Source organism: Amycolatopsis sp. NPDC051716, from assembly GCF_040681595.1.
In the GTDB taxonomy this organism is placed as follows: Bacteria; Actinomycetota; Actinomycetes; order Mycobacteriales; family Pseudonocardiaceae; genus Amycolatopsis.
The window spans coordinates 157,668-175,183 of sequence record NZ_JBFAZA010000014.1; the positions used below are offsets into that span (position 1 = coordinate 157,668).

At 71.7% G+C, this 17,516-nt stretch carries 14 protein-coding genes and 1 pseudogene; 5 read left to right on the forward strand and 10 right to left on the reverse strand.

Annotated elements, in window-relative coordinates:
• Positions 1-8 precede the first annotated feature (8 nt).
• A complete protein-coding gene (locus AB0M30_RS21080; RefSeq protein WP_364585895.1) occupies positions 9-728 on the forward strand; it encodes a DUF3159 domain-containing protein in 720 nt (239 codons plus the stop codon).
• A gap of 815 nt (positions 729-1,543) precedes the next feature.
• Here AB0M30_RS21080 and AB0M30_RS21085 read toward each other — a convergent pair.
• Positions 1,544-2,200: a TrkA family potassium uptake protein gene (locus AB0M30_RS21085; RefSeq protein WP_003067924.1), complete on the reverse strand. Its 657-nt coding sequence runs from the start codon at positions 2,198-2,200 to the stop codon at positions 1,544-1,546.
• A pseudogene (locus AB0M30_RS21090) lies at positions 2,197-2,871 on the reverse strand (TrkA family potassium uptake protein); the annotation flags it as partial. The gene AB0M30_RS21085 and the pseudogene AB0M30_RS21090, both read right to left, overlap by 4 nt.
• Before the next feature lie 83 nt (positions 2,872-2,954).
• On the opposite strand from AB0M30_RS21090, the gene AB0M30_RS21095 reads away from it, so the two are divergent.
• The 3 genes from AB0M30_RS21095 to AB0M30_RS21105 are packed head-to-tail and all read left to right on the forward strand — an operon-like array spanning position 2,955 to position 6,781.
• Entirely contained in the window at positions 2,955-4,988 is a 2,034-nt protein-coding gene (locus AB0M30_RS21095) for an APC family permease (protein WP_364585897.1), read from the forward strand.
• Positions 4,985-6,172, forward strand: coding sequence for a TRAM domain-containing protein (locus AB0M30_RS21100; protein WP_364585899.1), 1,188 nt, complete (start codon positions 4,985-4,987; stop codon positions 6,170-6,172). Before AB0M30_RS21095 ends, AB0M30_RS21100 begins: the two co-directional genes overlap by 4 nt.
• Positions 6,173-6,217: 45 nt before the next feature.
• The gene (locus AB0M30_RS21105) at positions 6,218-6,781 is read left to right on the forward strand and encodes a TIGR03086 family metal-binding protein (protein WP_364585901.1); all 564 of its coding nucleotides are present in this window, start codon (positions 6,218-6,220) and stop codon (positions 6,779-6,781) included.
• Here the strand turns inward: AB0M30_RS21105 and AB0M30_RS21110 are convergent.
• From AB0M30_RS21110 to AB0M30_RS21125, 4 genes are all read right to left on the reverse strand, one after another.
• A complete protein-coding gene (locus AB0M30_RS21110) occupies positions 6,778-7,218 on the reverse strand; it encodes a hypothetical protein (protein WP_364585903.1) in 441 nt (146 codons plus the stop codon). The two genes, AB0M30_RS21105 and AB0M30_RS21110, sit on opposite strands and share 4 nt — an antisense overlap.
• A 2-nt stretch (positions 7,219-7,220) precedes the next feature.
• Positions 7,221-7,700, reverse strand: a complete 480-nt coding sequence (locus AB0M30_RS21115; protein WP_364585905.1) for a MarR family transcriptional regulator — start codon at positions 7,698-7,700, stop codon at positions 7,221-7,223.
• A 343-nt stretch (positions 7,701-8,043) separates the two neighbouring features.
• Positions 8,044-8,481: a hypothetical protein gene (locus AB0M30_RS21120; protein ID WP_364585907.1), complete on the reverse strand. Its 438-nt coding sequence runs from the start codon at positions 8,479-8,481 to the stop codon at positions 8,044-8,046.
• Between the two features lie 49 nt (positions 8,482-8,530).
• Positions 8,531-10,000: an aldehyde dehydrogenase family protein gene (locus AB0M30_RS21125; RefSeq protein WP_364585909.1), complete on the reverse strand. Its 1,470-nt coding sequence runs from the start codon at positions 9,998-10,000 to the stop codon at positions 8,531-8,533.
• A 175-nt stretch (positions 10,001-10,175) separates the two neighbouring features.
• On the opposite strand from AB0M30_RS21125, the gene dxs reads away from it, so the two are divergent.
• A complete protein-coding gene (gene dxs, locus AB0M30_RS21130; protein ID WP_364585911.1) occupies positions 10,176-12,089 on the forward strand; it encodes a 1-deoxy-D-xylulose-5-phosphate synthase in 1,914 nt (637 codons plus the stop codon).
• Here dxs and AB0M30_RS21135 read toward each other — a convergent pair.
• The 4 genes from AB0M30_RS21135 to AB0M30_RS21150 are packed head-to-tail and all read right to left on the reverse strand — an operon-like array spanning position 12,019 to position 17,483.
• Positions 12,019-13,464, reverse strand: a complete 1,446-nt coding sequence (locus AB0M30_RS21135; protein WP_364585913.1) for an aminobutyraldehyde dehydrogenase — start codon at positions 13,462-13,464, stop codon at positions 12,019-12,021. The two genes, dxs and AB0M30_RS21135, sit on opposite strands and share 71 nt — an antisense overlap.
• Complete coding sequence (locus tag AB0M30_RS21140; protein ID WP_364585915.1) at positions 13,461-15,104, reverse strand: thiamine pyrophosphate-binding protein; 1,644 nt, start codon at positions 15,102-15,104, stop codon at positions 13,461-13,463. Before AB0M30_RS21140 ends, AB0M30_RS21135 begins: the two co-directional genes overlap by 4 nt.
• On the reverse strand, positions 15,101-16,045 hold the full coding sequence (gene speB / locus AB0M30_RS21145) for an agmatinase (protein ID WP_364585917.1): 945 nt from the start codon (positions 16,043-16,045) through the stop codon (positions 15,101-15,103). Before speB ends, AB0M30_RS21140 begins: the two co-directional genes overlap by 4 nt.
• Complete coding sequence (locus AB0M30_RS21150; protein ID WP_364585919.1) at positions 16,038-17,483, reverse strand: sodium:solute symporter; 1,446 nt, start codon at positions 17,481-17,483, stop codon at positions 16,038-16,040. Before AB0M30_RS21150 ends, speB begins: the two co-directional genes overlap by 8 nt.
• Between the last annotated feature and the right edge of the window lie 33 nt (positions 17,484-17,516).

The following is a 17,516-nucleotide window of genomic DNA, read 5'->3' on the forward strand; positions in this document are numbered from 1 at the left end:
CACCCATCGTGACTGAACCCGCCCCGAGCGAGAAGAAGACCGACGAGGACGAGCCGCAGCCGACCCTGCTCGAGCAGATGGGCGGCGTGTCCGGCCTGATCTACTCCTCGGTGCCGGTGATCGTCTTCGTGCTGGCGAACTCGTTCTTCGGCCTGACCGCGGCCATCTGGACCTCGATCGGCAGTGCCGTGGCCATCACGGTGCTGCGGCTGCTCCGCAAGGAGCCCCTGCAGCCGGCGATCTCGGGCTTCTTCGGCGTCGCGATCGCGGCGTTCATCGCCTACCGCACGGGGTCGGCGAAGGGCTTCTTCCTGTTCGGGATCTACGCGAGCTTGATCTACTGCGGCATCTTCGTGCTGTCGGTGGTGGTGCGCTGGCCGATCGCGGGCGTGGTCTGGAACCTGCTCAACGGCACCGGCCAGGCCTGGCGCAAGGACAAGCCCTCCCGCTACGGCTACGACGTCGCCACCCTGGCCATGGCGGCGATCTTCGCCGCCCGGTTCGTGGTGCAGCGGTGGCTCTACCAGGAGGACTACACCGGCTGGCTGGCCTTCGCGAAGATCGCGATGGGCTACCCGCTGTACGCGCTGGGCCTGCTGGTGGTCGTGTGGGCGGTCCGCCGGTCGGACAAGCGCCTGAAGGCGATGGCCGAGGACGAGCCGGCCCCGGAGACCGACGCGGAGGTCGAGGCCCGGCTGCGCGAGAAGTACGCGACTCCGGAAGCCTGACCCGCCGGGGTGCCCCCCGTTTTCGACTCTACCGGCAGGCACCGACAGTTTCGCCGTGTCGGCGGCCTGGTCACGCGTGATGCCCCCTCAATCACGCGAGATGCCCCTCCAATCACGCGAGATACCCGTTTGGCACGCGAGATGCCTTCTCGGTTTGTGCTCGATCACGCGAGTTTCGCCTCGAGTCACGGGAGATCCGCGCTGGAGCACGCGAGATGCGGGTAGGTTCGGGCGAGATCCGGGCCGAGGTACCCCGGCGCTCGCCTTCGAGTGTGAAAGTTCCGGCCCCGGCCAAGCCGAGATTTCCAGCCCGGCCAAGCCGACACAGTTTCGTCACCGGCCAAGCCGAGATTTCCTCCCCGACCACGTCGGGCAGGGTGGTGAGAAGGTCCGGAAGTCGCCGAGATCCCCGGCGCGCGGGGGCGCCCCCCGTTTTCCACGCTACCTGCAGGCACCGACATTTCCGGTCGCCGCACTTGCCCACTCGCCCCACCGCCGAGCCGAGCGGAGCCAGGCTGAGCCCAGCCCAGCCCAGCCCAGCCCAGGCCGGGCCGGGCCGGGCCGGGCCGAGCCAGGCTGGGCCCAAGCCAAGCCAAGCCAAGCCAAGCCAAGCCAAGCCAAGCCAGGCCAGACCAGACCGGCCGGGCCAAGCCAAGCGGAGCGGAGCCAGGCCGAGCGGAGCCAGGCGGGCCGGGCCAGACCGGCCGGGCCAAGCGGAGCCATGCCGAGCCGGGCCGAGCCCAGGCCAGGCTGAGCCGAGCCAGGCCGCGAAAAAGGCCCCCGGCGAACCCGCCAAGGGCCTTCCCCGATCGATCTCAGTACCCGAGCGCCGTCCGGATCTCCGGCTCGACATCAGCGGTCGCCACGAACAGGAGCTCGTCACCCGGCTCCAGCGGGTCCTCCGGCTGCGGCACGATCACCCGGTCGCCCCGCAGGATCGTCACCAGGGCCGCGTCCCGGGGCAGCGTCAGCTCACTCACCGGCTTCCCGGCCAGCGGGGTCTCCGCCGGCAGCGTCAGCTCGACGAGGTTCGCGTTGCTCTGGCGGAACGTCATCAGCCGCACCAGGTCGCCGACGCTGACCGCCTCCTCGACCATCGCCGCCAGCATGCGGGGGGTCGAGACCGCGACGTCGACGCCCCACGCGTCGGTGAACAGCCACTCGTTGGCCGGGTTGTTCACCCGGGCCACCACGCGCCGCACCGCGAACTCCGTCTTGGCCAGCAGGGACACCACCAGGTTCGCCTTGTCGTCGCCGGTCGCGGCGATGACGACGTCGCACTGCTCGATCCCGGACTCCTCCAGGATCGACACCTCGCAGGCGTCGCCGAGCACCCAGTCGGCCTGCTCGACCGCGTGCGGCTCGAACTGGTCGGCCTCGCGCTCGATCAGCATCACCTGGTGCCTGCCGTCGATCAGCTCGGCGGCGATGGAACGGCCGACCGCCCCGGCGCCGGCAATCGCGACCCTCATGCCTCGTCCTCCGGTTCGCGTTGGGCCACACTGGTGACGTCGGTGATGGTGCCCGAGCGCGCGGCCACCCACACGACGTCGTCGGCCTGCAGCACCGTCTTGGTGTCCGGCAGCACGGCGGTGCCCATCCGCATGATGAACGCCACCCGCGCGCCGCTCGCCTGCTGCAGGGACCGGACGGAGTGCCCGACCCAGCCCTCGTGCAGCGGCAGCTGCAGCAGCGCGACGTTGCCCGACGGATCACGCCACGCCGACGCGACGCCGTCCGGCAGCAGGCTGCGCAGGAACCGGTCGGTCGTCCACGGCACGGTCGCGACCGTCGGGATGCCCAGCCGCTCGTACACGGCCGCGCGCTTGTGGTCGTAGATGCGCGCCACGACGTGCTCGACGCCGAAGTTCTCGCGCGCGACCCTGGCCGAGATGATGTTCGAGTTGTCGCCGCTGGACACCGCCGCGAACGCGCCGGCCCGCTCGATGCCGGCTTCGATCAGCACCCGGCGGTCGAAGCCGACGCCGACGACCTGCTGGCCGTGGAAGTCGCTGCCGAGCCGGCGGAACGCCTGCTGGTTCTTGTCGATGACGGCCACCTCGTGGCCGAGCCGCTCCAGCGCAGCGGCCAGGGACGCGCCGACCCGGCCGCACCCCATGATCACCACGTGCACGCCCTGCCTCCTCCTCGGCGGTTACCCGTCCGTTGCCACCCCTACCTACCAGCGCCGAACCTACCGTGCCGCTCGCCCGTTACGCTTCCGTGGTGTCGAAGTTCCCGACCGTGCTGAAACGCCTGGTCCTCGGACGTCCGTTCCGCAGTGACAGGCTCGCTCACACGCTCCTGCCCAAGCGCATCGCGCTGCCGATCTTCGCGTCGGACGCGCTCTCGAGCGTCGCCTACGCCCCGGAAGAGATCTTCCTGACGCTGAGCGTCGCCGGGCTGTCCGCGTACGCGCTCGCGCCGTGGATCGGCATCATGGTCGCCCTGGTCATGCTGGTCGTCGTCGCCTCCTACCGGCAGAACGTGCACGCCTACCCGAGCGGCGGCGGTGACTACGAGGTCGCCAACACGAACCTGGGCGGCCGGTTCGGCCTGACGGTGGCCAGCGCCCTGCTGGTCGACTACGTGCTGACGGTCGCGGTGTCCACTTCGTCCGGTGTGGCCAACATCGGCTCGGCCGTCCCGTGGGTCGCCCAGCACAAGGTGCTCGCGTCGATCGTCATCGTCGTGGTGCTGACGTCGCTGAACCTGCGCGGCATCCGCGAGTCGGGGAAGGCCTTCGCGATCCCGACGTACGGGTTCATCATCGGCATCATGGTCATGGTCGTGTGGGGCCTGGTGCAGGCGGCCACCGGTACCGAGGTGAAGGCCGAGAGCGCCGGGTTCACCCTGACCGCCGAAGGCACTTTCGCGGGCGTCGGGTACGCGTTCCTGGTGCTGCGGGCGTTCTCCTCCGGCGCGGCGGCGCTGACCGGGGTGGAGGCGATCAGCAACGGCGTCCCGGCGTTCCAGAAGCCGAAGTCGAAGAACGCGGCCACCACGCTGCTGATGATGGGCGTGCTCGCGGTCACCATGCTGGTCGGCATCATCACCCTGGCCACGATCACCGACGTCAAGTTCGCCGAGGACCCGGCGCGGCAGCTCGAGGGCGCGCCCGCCGGCTACGAGCAGAAGACGATCGTGGCGCAGATCGCGCACGCGGTGTTCGCCGACTTCCCGCCGGCGTTCTACTACATCTCCTTCTCCACCGGCATCATCCTGCTGCTGGCCGCGAACACCGCGTTCAACGGCTTCCCGGTGCTGGGCTCGATCCTGGCGCAGGACCGCTACCTGCCGCGGCAGCTGCACACCCGCGGCGACCGGCTGGCGTTCTCCAACGGCATCCTGTTCCTGTCCGCCTTCGCGCTGGTGCTGATCATCGCGTTCGACGCCGAGGTGACCCGGCTCATCCAGCTCTACATCGTGGGCGTGTTCGTGTCGTTCACGGTGAGCCAGGCGGGCATGATCCGGCACTGGAACCGGTTGCTGGCCAAGGAAACCGACCCGGGCGCGCGGCGGCGGATGCGGCGTTCGCAGACGGTCAACGCGATCGGCCTGACCATGACCGCGACCGTCCTGGTGATCGTGCTCATCACCAAGTTCCTGCTCGGCGCGTGGATCGCGATCGCCGCGATGGTGGCCATCTACGTGCTGATGACGGCGATCCGGCGGCACTACGACCGCGTCGCCGACGAGCTCAAGGACCTCGGCGACACCCCGACCGTGCTGCCCTCGCGCAACCACGCCATCGTGCTGGTGTCCAAACTGCACCGGCCGACGCTGCGCGCGCTGGCCTACGCCAAGGCGATGCGCCCGGACGTGCTCGAAGCCGTGACGGTCAATGTGGACGACGCGGACACCCGCCGGTTGACCGCCGAGTGGGACGCGCACAACTTCAAGGTGCCGCTGAAGGTCGTCGAATCGCCCTACCGCGAGATCACGAAGCCCGTTCTCGACTACGTGAAGCGCGTGCGCGGGGACAACCCGCGCAACGTGGTCACCGTGTTCATCCCGGAGTACGTGGTCGGGCACTGGTGGGAACAGGTGCTGCACAACCAGAGCGCGCTGCGGCTCAAGGGCCGGCTGCTGTTCCAGTCCGGCGTGATCGTGGCGAGCGTGCCGTGGCAGCTGGAGTCGTCGGCCAAGGCGGCCGCGCGGGTCCGGAACGAGCGCCCGGCCGCGGGCGACGTCCGCCGCGGGTTCTCGCCCAACGGGAAGCCGGTCGTGGTCCCGAAGCCCAAGGAGCCTGCCGAATGACCAGCTGGCTGGGCCGCGTCCTCGAGGTCGAGGTCGGCGCGGTCGCGCACGGCGGCCACTGCGTCGCCCGCGCGGAAGGGCGGGTCGTGTTCGTCCGGCACGCGCTGCCGGGGGAGCAGGTCCGCGTCGAGATCACCGAGGACAACGGCGGCTCGTTCTGCCGCGGAGACGCCGTCGAGGTGCTCGGCGCGTCGCCGCACCGGGTTCCGCCGCCGTGCCCGCTGGCCGTGCCGGGCGGCTGCGGCGGCTGCGACTGGCAGCACGCCGACCCGGACTACCAGCGTTCGCTGAAGGCGTCGGTGGTGGCGGAACAGCTGCGGCGGCTGGCGGGCATCGAACGTGAAGTCGTCGTCGAGGCGCTCGACGGCGGGCCCCTGGACTGGCGCAGCCGCGTCCGGCTGGTCGCCGGGCACGACGGGCGCGCGGGGCTGCGCGCCCACCACAGCCACCGGGTGGTGGCCCTGGACGACTGCCCGATCGCCGTCCCGGGCGAGCTCGACGACGTCCTGGCGCGGCGCTGGCGGCCGGGCAGCGAGCTGGAGGTCACCCAGGACGGTGACGGCGGGGTGCACGTCCGCGAGCTGTCGACGGTGCGCGGGAAGGTCCGGGCGCGGCAGCTGACCGGCGGGGTCGCGGTCCAGCACGCGGCGGGCCGCGACTGGCGCCTGGACGCGCACGGTTTCTGGCAGGTCCACCCGGCGGCGGCGTCGACGCTGGCCGCGGTCGTGGCGGAGTGGGCCGAGGCGCCGGTGGGCGGCTCGGCCTGGGACCTCTACGCCGGGGTCGGGCTGTTCGCGTCGGTGCTGGCGGCCCAGGTCGGGACGTCGGGCCGGGTGCTGGCGATCGAGTCCGGCCGGCGCGCGGTCGCCGACGGCGAGCGCAACCTCGCGGACCTGCCCCAGGTTTCGTGGCAGGCCGGGCGCGTCGAGCACGTGCTGGCGTCGGCGGCCAAGCCGGTCGACGTCGTGGTCCTGGACCCGCCGCGCAAGGGTGCGGGCAAGGCGGTCGTGGAGTCCATCGTGGCGGGTGCCCCGGACCGGATCGTCTACGTGGCCTGCGATCCGGCGGCGCTGGCGCGCGATGTGGCGACCTTCGCGGCCCACGGGTACTCGCTGACGGACCTGCGGGCGTTCGACGCGTTCCCGATGACCCACCACGTGGAGTGCGTGGCGCTGCTTTCCTGACTCGCCTTCTCAAAACTGTCGGTGGTGGTCGGCACACTGTGTGCCATGACCGCTCTCGACGACTTCGACCTCGCAGCTTCGACGGTGACCCGCCTGGTCACCACGGTCCGGGCCGGCCAGTGGGCGCTCCCGACGGCGTGCCCGGACTGGGACGTGCGCGCGGTGGTGAACCATTTGGCGCACGGCAACGCGAAAGTGGCCTTCTGGGCGGGCACGGGCCCCCCGGCCCCGGACGGCGACTACCTGGGTTCCTCACCGGCCGAGGCGTTCACCGCGTCGGTCTCGGCGACCCGGGCGGTGCTGGCTGAGCCAGGGCTGTTTTCGCGGCAGGTGACGACGCCGCTCGGTGAGGTGCCCGGGGTGTTCCTGGTGCACATGAGGGTGAACGAGTACCTCGCCCACGGCTGGGACATCGCGGACGCGACGGGGCAGCCGACAGACCTGGCGCCCGAGCTGGCGGCGCGGGCGCTGGAGCAGTGGCGGACGCGGTTCCGCGCGACGCCACGGCAGCCGGGCGGCCCGTTCGGGCCGGAGATCCCGCCACCCCCGGACGCGACGGCGGCCGACGAGCTGGCGGCCTTCCTGGGCCGGAAGGCGGTGAACGGCTAGGAGGTGGCGAAGAAATCCCGCGACGGCCGTGGCAGCCAGACGAGGCCGACGACGGCGAGCTGCGCGGCGGCGGCCACCGGGATCACGGCGTGGAACATCGGCGAGGACGACCAGGAGAAGAAGCCGAAGACCACGGACAGCAGCTGGGAGACGGTGGCGAGCCGGCGCGTCCACGGACGGCCCGTGGCGAGCTTGACGGTGAGGAGGACACAGAGGACGAACAGGATGCCGTGGAAGACGGCGCCGGACAGCACGGCGATATCGGCTGAGCGCGCGACTTCGGCGGTGCCGAAGTCCGGCTGCCGAGCGGCGATCTGGTCGCGCAGTGTGTCTTCGCGCGCCCCCATGACGGCCGGGATGACGAGGTGGCCGAGCCCGACGAAAGCGAGCAGCGCCCGGGCGGCCTGGACGGGTGCCGGCTGGCTCCGCGGTGCCACGGTCAGGCGTCCTTGTGGCGAGCCCGCTGCCAGCCCGGGACGGCGGGTGGGGCGGCGCTGCCGCCGTGCCGCGCCCAGGCCTCGTTGAGGCGGCTGACGAGCACGCGCGCGGCAGTGACGTCTTCGTCGGGCCAGTCGGCGATGACCCGCGCGAAGACGGCGGCACCGGCATCGACGGCGGTCTCGATCCCGGCGCGGCCGTCCGCGGTGACGCCGGCGAGGAAGGTGCGCGAGTCGTCCGGATCCGGTTCGACGGCCACCGCCCCTTCCCGCTCGAGAGCGGTGAGGTGCCGGCTGGTGGCGGAGGCGGTGAGGTCGAGTGCGCCGGCGATGTCGCGCGGCCGCATCGGGCCCTGGGCGGCGAGCAGCCCGGCCACACGGAGGCGGGTGAGGTCGAGGCGCCGCGAGATCCGCCGATGCCCCTGGTCGATGAGCTCCATGACGGCCCGCGCGAGTTCGGCGGATTCATTTCGTTGCGGCATGAAACGAGTTTACCTCGTGTTCGCGCCACGCGGCAGCGACGGATCGGCTGGCAGGGCGGGACCGAGCGGGTGGTCGCGTCTGCTGCCCGGCGCACCGCGAACGCGGCCGGGGACCTCAGGCTGCCCGGAGCATGGCGAACGCGGCCGGGGGCCTCGGCCTGGCCGGCGCACCGCGAACGCGGCCGGGGGCCTCGGCCTGGCCGGCGCACCGCGAACGCTGCCGGGGGCCTCGGCCTGGCCGGCGCACCGCGAACGCTGCCGGGGGCCTCGGCCTGGCCGGCGCACCGCGAACGCTGCCGGGGGCCTCGGCCTGCGCGGCGCACCGCGAACGCCGCCGGGAACCTCAGCTCGCCCGGCGCACCGCGAACGCCGCCGCCAACCCGGTCGCCGTCATCGCCACGCCCGACACCAGCAGCACCCATGCCCCGGCTCCCGGGACCACCCTCGCCGCCGGCTGGAGGCGGGTCACTCCCGGCAGCGTCACCACCAAGTGCCGCAGGATCACCCCGGTCACCACCAGCCCCGGCAGGCACGCCATCGCCAGGGGCTCGTCCTGGTGGCGGGCGAACGTCAGGTACGCCAGCGTCACCGCGATCAGCACCGCTGCGGCGCACACCAGGCGCAGGCTCAGGTCCAGCTCCGGGTCGGGTGTTCCGGGCGGCAGCACCCCCGGGTAGTCGGCCGTCCGCAGGGTGAGGCCGGCGAGCACACCCAGCGCCGCCGCGCCCACCAGTACGGCCCGCGGGCCCCGGAGCCGTTTCCACGGTCGCCTCTGGTCCACTCCGGCCTCCCTGCCTCGCGGTGGAGGCAGCATAAGGCGCGGACCGGCCTCAGCCCGAGAACCAGCGCTGCGGTGCCGGCCGGAGGTTCTGGTAGATGTGCTTGACCTCGGTGTACTCGGCCAGCCCCGTCGGGCCCAGCTCGCGGCCGAAGCCGGACTGCTTGTAGCCGCCCCACTCGGCCTGGGGCAGGTACGGGTGGAAGTCGTTGATCCACACCGTCCCGTGGCGCAGCCGCCCCGCCACCCGCTGCGCCCGCGAAGCGTCGTTCGTGAACACCGCGCCGGCCAGGCCGTAGTGGGTGTCGTTGGCGATGCGGACCGCGTCGTCCTCGTCGGTGAACGTCTCGACCGTCAGCACCGGGCCGAACGACTCGTCGACCACCGCCGACGAACCCTGTTTCACCTGATCGAGGATGGTGGGGAGGTAGTAGAAGCCGTCGGCCAGGGCCGGGTCGTCCGGACGGCGGCCGCCCGTGCGCAGCACCGCGCCCTCGGCCAGCGCGGCCGCCACGTACGCCTCGACCTTCGCCCGGTGCGCCGCCGAGATCAGCGGGCCGGTCTCCGCCTGCGAGTCGAACGGGCCGCCCAGGCGGATCCGCTCCGCCCGGCGCACCAGCTCGCCGACGAACTCGTCGTGCCATTCGCGCTGCACGATCAGCCGCGCACCCGCCGAACAGACCTGGCCGGAGTGCAGGAACACCGCCGTCAGCGCGTAGTCGACCGCCGTCTCGAAGTCGGCGTCGGCGAACACCACGTTCGGGTTCTTGCCGCCCAGCTCCAGGGCCACTTTCTTGACGGTCCCGGCGGCCGCGGCGGCGATGCCGCGACCGGTCGCCAGGCCGCCGGTGAACGACACCAGGTCGACGTCCGGGTGGGACGCCAGGGGCGCGCCGGCCTCGGCGCCCGCGCCCAGCACCAGGTTGCCCGCGCCCGGTGGCAGGCCGGCCTCGGTGAGCAGCCTCAGGAACAGGATCGCCGTGTGCGGGGTGAGCTCGCTCGGCTTGAGCACGAACGTGTTGCCCGCGGCCAGCGCCGGTGCGATCTTCCACACGGTCTGCAGCAGCGGGTAGTTCCAGGGTGTGATCAGCCCGCAGACGCCGACCGGCTCGTGCACGATCCGGCTGATCGCGTCCGGGCTGCCGGTGTCGACGACGCGCCCGGCGTCCTGCGCCGCGAGCTTGCCGAAGTAGCGCAGGCAGGCGGCGATGTCGGCCATGTCGTACCGGCTCTCGACCAGGCGCTTGCCCGTGTCGAGCGACTCGGCGCGGGCGAACGCCTCCGCGTCGCGATCCAGCAGGTCCGCCGCCCTCAGCAGCAGGTCACCGCGCAGGTGGGCGGGGGTACCGGGCCACGGGCCGCTGTCGAAAGCCCGGCGGGCCGCCGCGATGGCGGCCTCGGTGTCCTTGGCGGTGCCCTCGGCGACCGTCGCGACCAGGGAGCCGTCGGCCGGGCAGCGGATCTCCCGCCGGCCGCCGTCCACCGCGTCCACCCATTCGCCGCCGATGAAGAAATCCGCCATGCGGCCCATTCTCGTGGCCACGCCGCGTGACCGCCACAGCGACGCGAGGAGACGAGGTTCACCCCGGGTGCTGACCGGCGGTCGCGCTCCGGTTGTGACGCCGGACGCGGCCTGCGGTCCCGCCCTGGCGGGTCTCCGTAGACTGGCCGGAACCGAGCGAGTGAGGTGGAGACGAGTGACGATGCTGGAGTCCCTGGGCGGGCCGGCGGACCTGAAGCGCATGAGTGTCGAGGACCTCGGCGAACTGGCCGCCGAGATCCGGGACTTCCTCGTCGACAAGGTGCGCCGGGCGGGTGGCCACCTGGGCCCGAACCTCGGCGTCGTCGAGCTGACCCTGGCCCTGCACCGCGTGTTCGACTCGCCGCGCGACGCGATCGTGTGGGACGTCGGTCACCAGGCGTACGTCCACAAGCTCGTCACCGGCCGCGCAGCCGGGTTCGACCTGCTGCGCCAGACCGGCGGGGTCACCGGTTACCCGTCGCGCGCGGAGAGTGAACACGACTGGGTGGAAAGCAGCCACGCGTCGTCCGGACTGTCCTATGTGGACGGCCTGGCGAAGGCGTTCGAGCTGGCCGGCGGCGGCCGGCACGCGATCGCCGTCGTCGGCGACGGCGCGCTCACCGGCGGCATGTGCTGGGAGGCGCTCAACAACATCGCCGCGCACAAGGACCGCCCGGTCGTCATCGTGATCAACGACAACGGCCGCTCCTACTCGCCGACCATCGGCGGCCTGGCCGACCACCTCGCGGCGCTGCGCCTGCAGCCCGGCTACGAGCGGCTCCTCGACGGCGGCCGCGAGATCCTCAAACACACCCCGGTTGTTGGCCGGCCGATCTACGCCGCGCTGCACGCCGCGAAGGCCGGCCTGAAGGACGCGCTGAGCCCGCAGGCGATGTTCTCCGACCTGGGCCTGAAGTACCTCGGCCCGGTCGACGGTCACGACCAGGTGGCGCTGGAGAAGGCCCTGTACAGCGCGCGTTCCTTCGGCGGCGCCGTGATCGTGCACGTGGTCACCGAAAAGGGTCACGGCTACGCGCCCGCGGTCAACAACGAGCACGACCAGATGCACCAGACCGACCCGATCGACCCGGAGACCGGCCTGCCGCCGGTGAAGGGCCCGAGCTGGACCGGTGTGTTCGGCTCCGAGCTGGCGGCGATCGGCGCCGAGCGTGAGGACGTCGTCGCCATCACCGCGGCGATGCTGCGGTCCACCGGGCTGGACAAGTTCGCCGAGGCCTTCCCGGACCGCTGGTACGACGTCGGTATCGCCGAGCAGCACGCGGTCACCTCCGCCGCCGGGTTGGCCATGGGCGGGCTGCACCCGGTCGTCGCGATCTACTCGACGTTCCTGAACCGGGCGTTCGACCAGGTGCTGATGGACGTCGCTCTGCACCGGCTGCCGGTGACGCTGGTGCTCGACCGGGCCGGGATCACCGGGCCGGACGGGCCCAGTCACCACGGCATGTGGGACCTGTCGCTGCTCGGCATGGTGCCGGGGATGCGGGTGGCCGCTCCGCGTGACCCGGGGACGCTGCGGGAGGAGCTGCGGGAGGCGGTTGCCGTCTCCGACGGGCCGACCGCGCTGCGGTTCTCGAAGGGGAAGGTCGGCACCGATGTGACCGCCGTCGAGCGGGTCGGCACGGTCGATGTGCTGCGTCGGCCTGGTGCTGGTGCCGACGTCTTGCTCGTGACGGTCGGGGCCTTTGCCACGCTGGGGTTGGCGGCCGCGGATCGGCTGGCTGATCAGGGGATCGGGGTGACCGTCGTGGATCCGCGGTGGGTGCTTCCCGTGCCGGCTGAGCTCGTGGCGTTGGCTTCGCAGCACAAGCTGGTCGTGACTGTCGAGGACAGTGGGCGGCATGGGGGGTTCGGGTCGGCTCTGGCCGCTCTGTTCCGGGATGCCGAGTGTGATGTTCCGTTGCGGGATTTGGCTGTGCCGCAGGCTTTCCATGATCTGGGGAGCCGGGATGAGGTGCTGGGGCGGATCGGGTTGACTGCTCAGGATGTCGCTCGGCGGGTTACCGAGTGGGCTTCTCGTCTGGGGTCTTCGGAGGAGCCGGTTCGGCGTAAGGATGCCAATCGGAGCTGAGGGTTTCTACCTGGGTTGAAGCGAACCTCGTCATCACGTGCTTGACCCGGGTGTATTCGGTGAATGCGTATGTCGAGAGGTCCTTGCCGTGGCCTGAGTGGCCGAAACCGCCGTGGGGCATCTCGGCCACCAGTGGTCCGTGCGTGTTCACCCAGACACAGCCGAAGTCCAGCTCGGCTGACACCCGTGCGGCGACGGTGAGGTCGCGAGTCCACACCGACGATGCCAGGCCATAAGGGACGTCGTTGGCCAGTGCTACCCCCGCTGGTTCGTCCGAAAAGGACTGGACCGTGATCACCGGGCCGAAGATCTCCTCCTGGACGATCTCGTCTTCCTGTCGGACCCCCGAGATCACGGTGGGGGAGAAGAAGAAACCTTGTGCTCCGAACCGTGTGCCGCCCGTCTCGATGTGTGCGTGCGGTGGGAGCCGGGCGATGAGGCCTTCGATGCGTGAGAACTGGGCCGCGCTGTTCAGCGGCCCGTAGTCCACGCCCGGTGTCCGCTCCGAAGCCGCCTTCGTCAGGGTCGCGACGAAGGCGTCGTGGACCGACTCGTGCACCAAGACGCGGCTGGCCGCCGTGCAGTCCTGGCCCGCGTTGTAGAACGCCGCCCCGGCGATGCCCTCCGCCGTTGTGGCCAGGTCGACGTCCGGGAAGACCAGCAAGGGTGCGTTGCCGCCCAGTTCCAGGTGGGTGCGCTTGAGGTCGGCGGCCGCGACCGTGGCGACGTCGATGCCCGCCCGTGTCGAGCCGGTGATCGAGACCAGGTCGGTGATCGGATGGCGAACCAACGCCCAGCCCGTGTCGCGGTCGCCCGTCAGCACCGTGAACGCCCCCGGTGGCAGGAACTCCGCGGCGACGCGAGCCAGGAGCAGGGCCGTCGACGGGGTTGTCTCGGCCGGCTTGAGCACCACCGTGTTGCCCGCCGCCAGGGCCGGTGCGATCTTCCAGACCGCCATCATCAGCGGGTAGTTCCACGGCGCGATCTGCGCGCAGACGCCGATCGGCTCGCGGCGGATCACCGACGTGTGGCCCGGTGTGTACTCGCCCGCCGCGGTGCCCTCCAGGTGCCGGGCGGCGCCGGCGAAGAACCGCAAGGCGCTCACGCACTCCGGGATCTCCTCCTCGAGCACCACGGACCGGATTTTCCCGGTCTCCCGGACTTCGAGGTCGGCGAACTCGGAAGCCCGGGCTTCGAGGGCGTCCGCGATCTTCAGCAAGGCCAGCTGACGTCGGGCCGGGGTGCTGCGCCGCCAGGTCGCAAACGCTTGCGCGGCCGATTCGAGCGCTGCGTCCACATCGGACTGCCCGGCGATGGGGCTGGTACCGAACACTTTGCCCGTCGCCGGGTCGGTCAGGTCGAGCGTGCGGGTCATGCCTTCTCCACATGGGTCGGCGCGAACAGCTTCAGCACGGCGGGGAGGACGACGACGGACGGCCCGGGTGTGCGCAGCGCATCGGCCAGGTCCGTGCCCACCTTGTCCAAAGAAGACAACCGGGCGGGGACGCCGAAGGACGACGCCAGCGCCACGAAATCGGGGCGGACCAGCTCCGTGGCCGTCGTCCGGCCGAACGCGTCCGTGAGGTACTCGCGCAGGACGCCGTAGCCGCCGTCGTCGATGATCAACCACGTGATGTCGAGGCCGTGCTGGACCGCCGTGGCCAGCTCGGTGCTGCCGTACATCGCGCCGCCGTCGCCGGACACGGCGAGTACCGGACCACCGGTGACGGCGCCGCCGAGCGCGGCCGGCAGGCCGAAACCCAGGCCGCCCGCGCCCTGTGCCGTGTGGATCGGCGCGCCCTCGGGATTCCACGCCGACCAGGCCCAGTACGCCGCGATCGTCATGTCCCAGAACGTCTGGGTGCCGTCGGGGAGCGCGGCCCGGATGTCGTCGATCAGCTTCCGCTCGACGGCGAGGTCCTGACCGTCCAATCGCGACCCGACCCGCGCGAGCAACCCCGAAACCGCCTGCTCGGCCCGGCCGTCGGACGCCCGCATCGGCACCCACTCCAGCAGCGCCTGCAACGTGCGCCGGACGTCGGCGTGCAGGCCCAGGCCCGGGTAGTTCGACTCCAGCTTCCCGAGGTCGGCCTCGACCTGGATCACCCGGCCGCGCGGGGCGAACTCGCGGTAGTTGCTGGACAGCTCGCCGAGGCCGGAGCCGAGCACGAGCAGCACGTCGGCGGCGGCGAGGAACTCCGTGGTGTGCCAGTCCTCCAGCCACGACCGCCCGGACAGCTCGTGGTCCCACGGGAAGACACCCTTGCCGCCGAAGGTCGAGATCACCGGTGCGCGCAATGCCTCGGCCAAGGCCAGCAGCTCCGCGTGCGCGCCCGAGCGCAGCGCGCCGCCGCCGGCGAGGATCACCGGGTTCGACGCCGCCGCCAGCAGCTGGGCGGCCTCGGTGACCAGCTCCGGCAGCGGCTCCAGCGCCGGGGGAGCGGCCGACACCGAGGTGATCGGCGGCAGCCCGGCCGGCCCGAGCAGCACGTCCTGGGGGATTTCGACCCACACCGGGCCGTAGGGCGCGGTCGCGGCCGACGTCCACGCCTCCCGCAGCGCCGTCGGGAGCTGGCTCGCGCGGCGCACGACGTGCACCGACTTCACCACGTCCCGGAAGCTCGCCTGCTGGTCGGGCAGTTCGTGCAGGTAGCCGTGCCGCCCGCCGCCGAGGCCGGCGACCGGGACCTGGCTGGAGATCCCGAGCACCGGCACCGAAGCCGCGCGGGACTCCTGCAGCGAAGCCAGCGTCAGCAGCGCGCCCGGGCCGGTCGACACCACCAGCGGCGTCACCGGCACCGGGCCGTCCGGGTCCGCCGCGAGCCGCGCGCGGGCGTGCCCGTCGGCGGCGAAGGCGAGGTTGTTCTCGACCCGCCCGCTGATCACCCGCACGTCGCCGGCCCGGCGCAGCGCCTCGAACAGGCCCAGCGCGTGCTGGCCCGGCAGGCCGAACACCGTGTCGGCGCCCAGCGCCCGCAGGGTTTCGACGACGACGTCGCCGCCGATGCGCGTCATTCGCCCTTCCCCAAGGTCAGCAGGCTCACCAGGTCGTAGGCGACGTGGGACGCCGCGATGGCGGTGATCTCCGCGTGGTCGTAAGCCGGCGCGAGCTCGACGACGTCCGCGCCGACCAGGTTGAGGTCGCGCAGCCCGCGCAGGATCTCCAGCAGCTCCCGGCTGGTCATTCCACCCGCCTCGGGCGTGCCGGTGCCGGGCGCGTGGGCCGGGTCGAGGACGTCGATGTCGACCGAGACGTACAGCGGGCGGTCGCCGATGCGCTGCCGCAGCGCGTCGACGGTCTCGGCGACGCCGCGGCGCAGGACGTCGCCGGAAGTGACGATGCCGAAGCCGAGACGGCGGTCCTCTTCGAGGTCCCGCTTGCCGTAGAGCGGCCCGCGCGTCCCGACGTGCGACAGTGCGCTCGTGTCGAGGATCCCTTCCTCCGACGCCCGCCGGAACGGCGTGCCGTGCGTGTACGGTTCGCCGAAGTAGGTGTCCCACGTGTCCAGGTGGGCGTCGAAGTGCAGCAGCGCAACGGGTCCGTGCTTCTTCGCCGCGGCCCGCAGCAGCGGCAGCGCGATGGTGTGGTCGCCGCCGACGGTCACCAGCCGCGTCCCGTCCGCCTGCAGCGCCTCGGCTTCCTGCTGCAGCGTCTCGATCGCCTCGCCGATGTTGAACGGGTTGACCGCGATGTCCCCGGCGTCGACGACCTGCTTTTCGGCGAACGGCGAGACGTCCAGCTCCGGGTGGTACGGCCGCAGGAGCCGGCTCGCCTCGCGGACGGCCGCCGGGCCGAACCGCGCGCCCGGCCGATAGGAGACCCCGGAGTCGAAGGGCACCCCGACGACGGCGACGTCGGCGCGCTCGACCTGGTCGATCCGCGGCAGCCGCGCGAAGGTCGCGAAGCCGGCGAACCGGGGGATGCGCGACGAGTCGAGGGGTCCGATGTTAGGCACTGGTGGGCTCCTGTTCCCGGGTCTCGGTGGTGGTGTCGTCGCCGTCGAGGCGGCGGGTCCAGACGGAAAGGATCGAGTCGGCCGTGCGCGGCGTCGCGAAGCTGACCGCCAGGTAGACGACCAGGCTCGCGCCGAGGCCCCAGTAGATCGGGGTGTTGGCCTCGACGCCGTCGATGATCATGAAGGCGATGACCGAGAGCGTGCCGGCCACCATCGACGCGTACGCGCCCTGCCGGGTGCCGCGCTTCCAGAACAGGGCGCCGATGATCGCGACGAGCAGGCCGCCGACGAGGATGTCGTAGGCGATGGTGAGCGCGTTGACGACGTCGTCGACGATCATCGCGATGCCGATGGCCAGCAGGCCGAGCACGAGCGTGGCGAGCCGGTTGCGGCTGACCTCGCCGCCCTTCTTGTGGCCCAGCTTCGTGAGCAGGTCGGACGTCGTCGTGGTGGAGCAGGCGATCAGCGCGCCGCTCGCCGTCGACATCATCGCCGAGAGCGCGGCGGCCAGGACCAGGCCGCGGACGCCGGTGGGCAGCAGCCGCTCGACGATCGTCGCGAAGGCGTCCTGCGCGCTGGCGATGTCCGGGTAGAGGGCGTGCGCGGCGGTGCCGATCAGGGCGCCCGCGAGGCCGTAGACCAGGCAGTAGACGCCGGAGGTGATGCCGCCGGACGTCGCGATCGCGGGCGTGCGGGCGGTGAACACGCGCTGCCAGATGTCCTGGCCGATGAGCAGGCCGAAGGTGTAGATCACGAAGTAGGTGACGATCGTGTCGGTGCCGATCGAGGTGAAGCTGAAGAAGCTCGCGTCGAGCTTCTCGCTCATGCCGGAGAAGCCGCCGGCCGAGCTGATCGCGACCGGCAGCAGGATCGCCAGGATGCCGATGGTCTTGATGACGAACTGGGCGATGTCGGTGAGCGTGATCGACCACATGCCGCCGAGCACCGAGTAGAGGACGACGATCGAGCCGCCGACCGCGATCCCGGCCCAGTTCGGCAGGTCGAAGAGCACCTTGAAGATCGTCGCGAAGGCCAGCGTCGAGGTCACCGTGAGCATCAGGGTGTAGCCCCACATCACGACGCCGGACACCGCGCTGGTGCGGCCGCCGTAGCGCAGGTCGAGCATCTCGCCGACGGTGTAGACCTTCAGCCGCACCAGCCGCCGGGCGAACAGCGCGTGCAGCACCAGGATGCCGACACCGATGCTGACCACCAGCCACATGCCGGAGATGCCGTAGGTGTAGCCGAGCTTCACCCCGCCGACCGTGGACGCGCCGCCGAGGACGACGGCCGACATCGTGCCGGAGTACATGAACCAGCCCAGCCGCCGGCCGGCGACGAGGTAGTCGGACTTCGTCTTCGCGAGCCGGAGGCCGTACCAGCCGACCCCGAGCATCCCCGCGATGTACAGCGCGATCACCGCGTAGTCGCCGGTCACGGTGTCCTCCTCACGTCGGTTTCGGGTCACCGT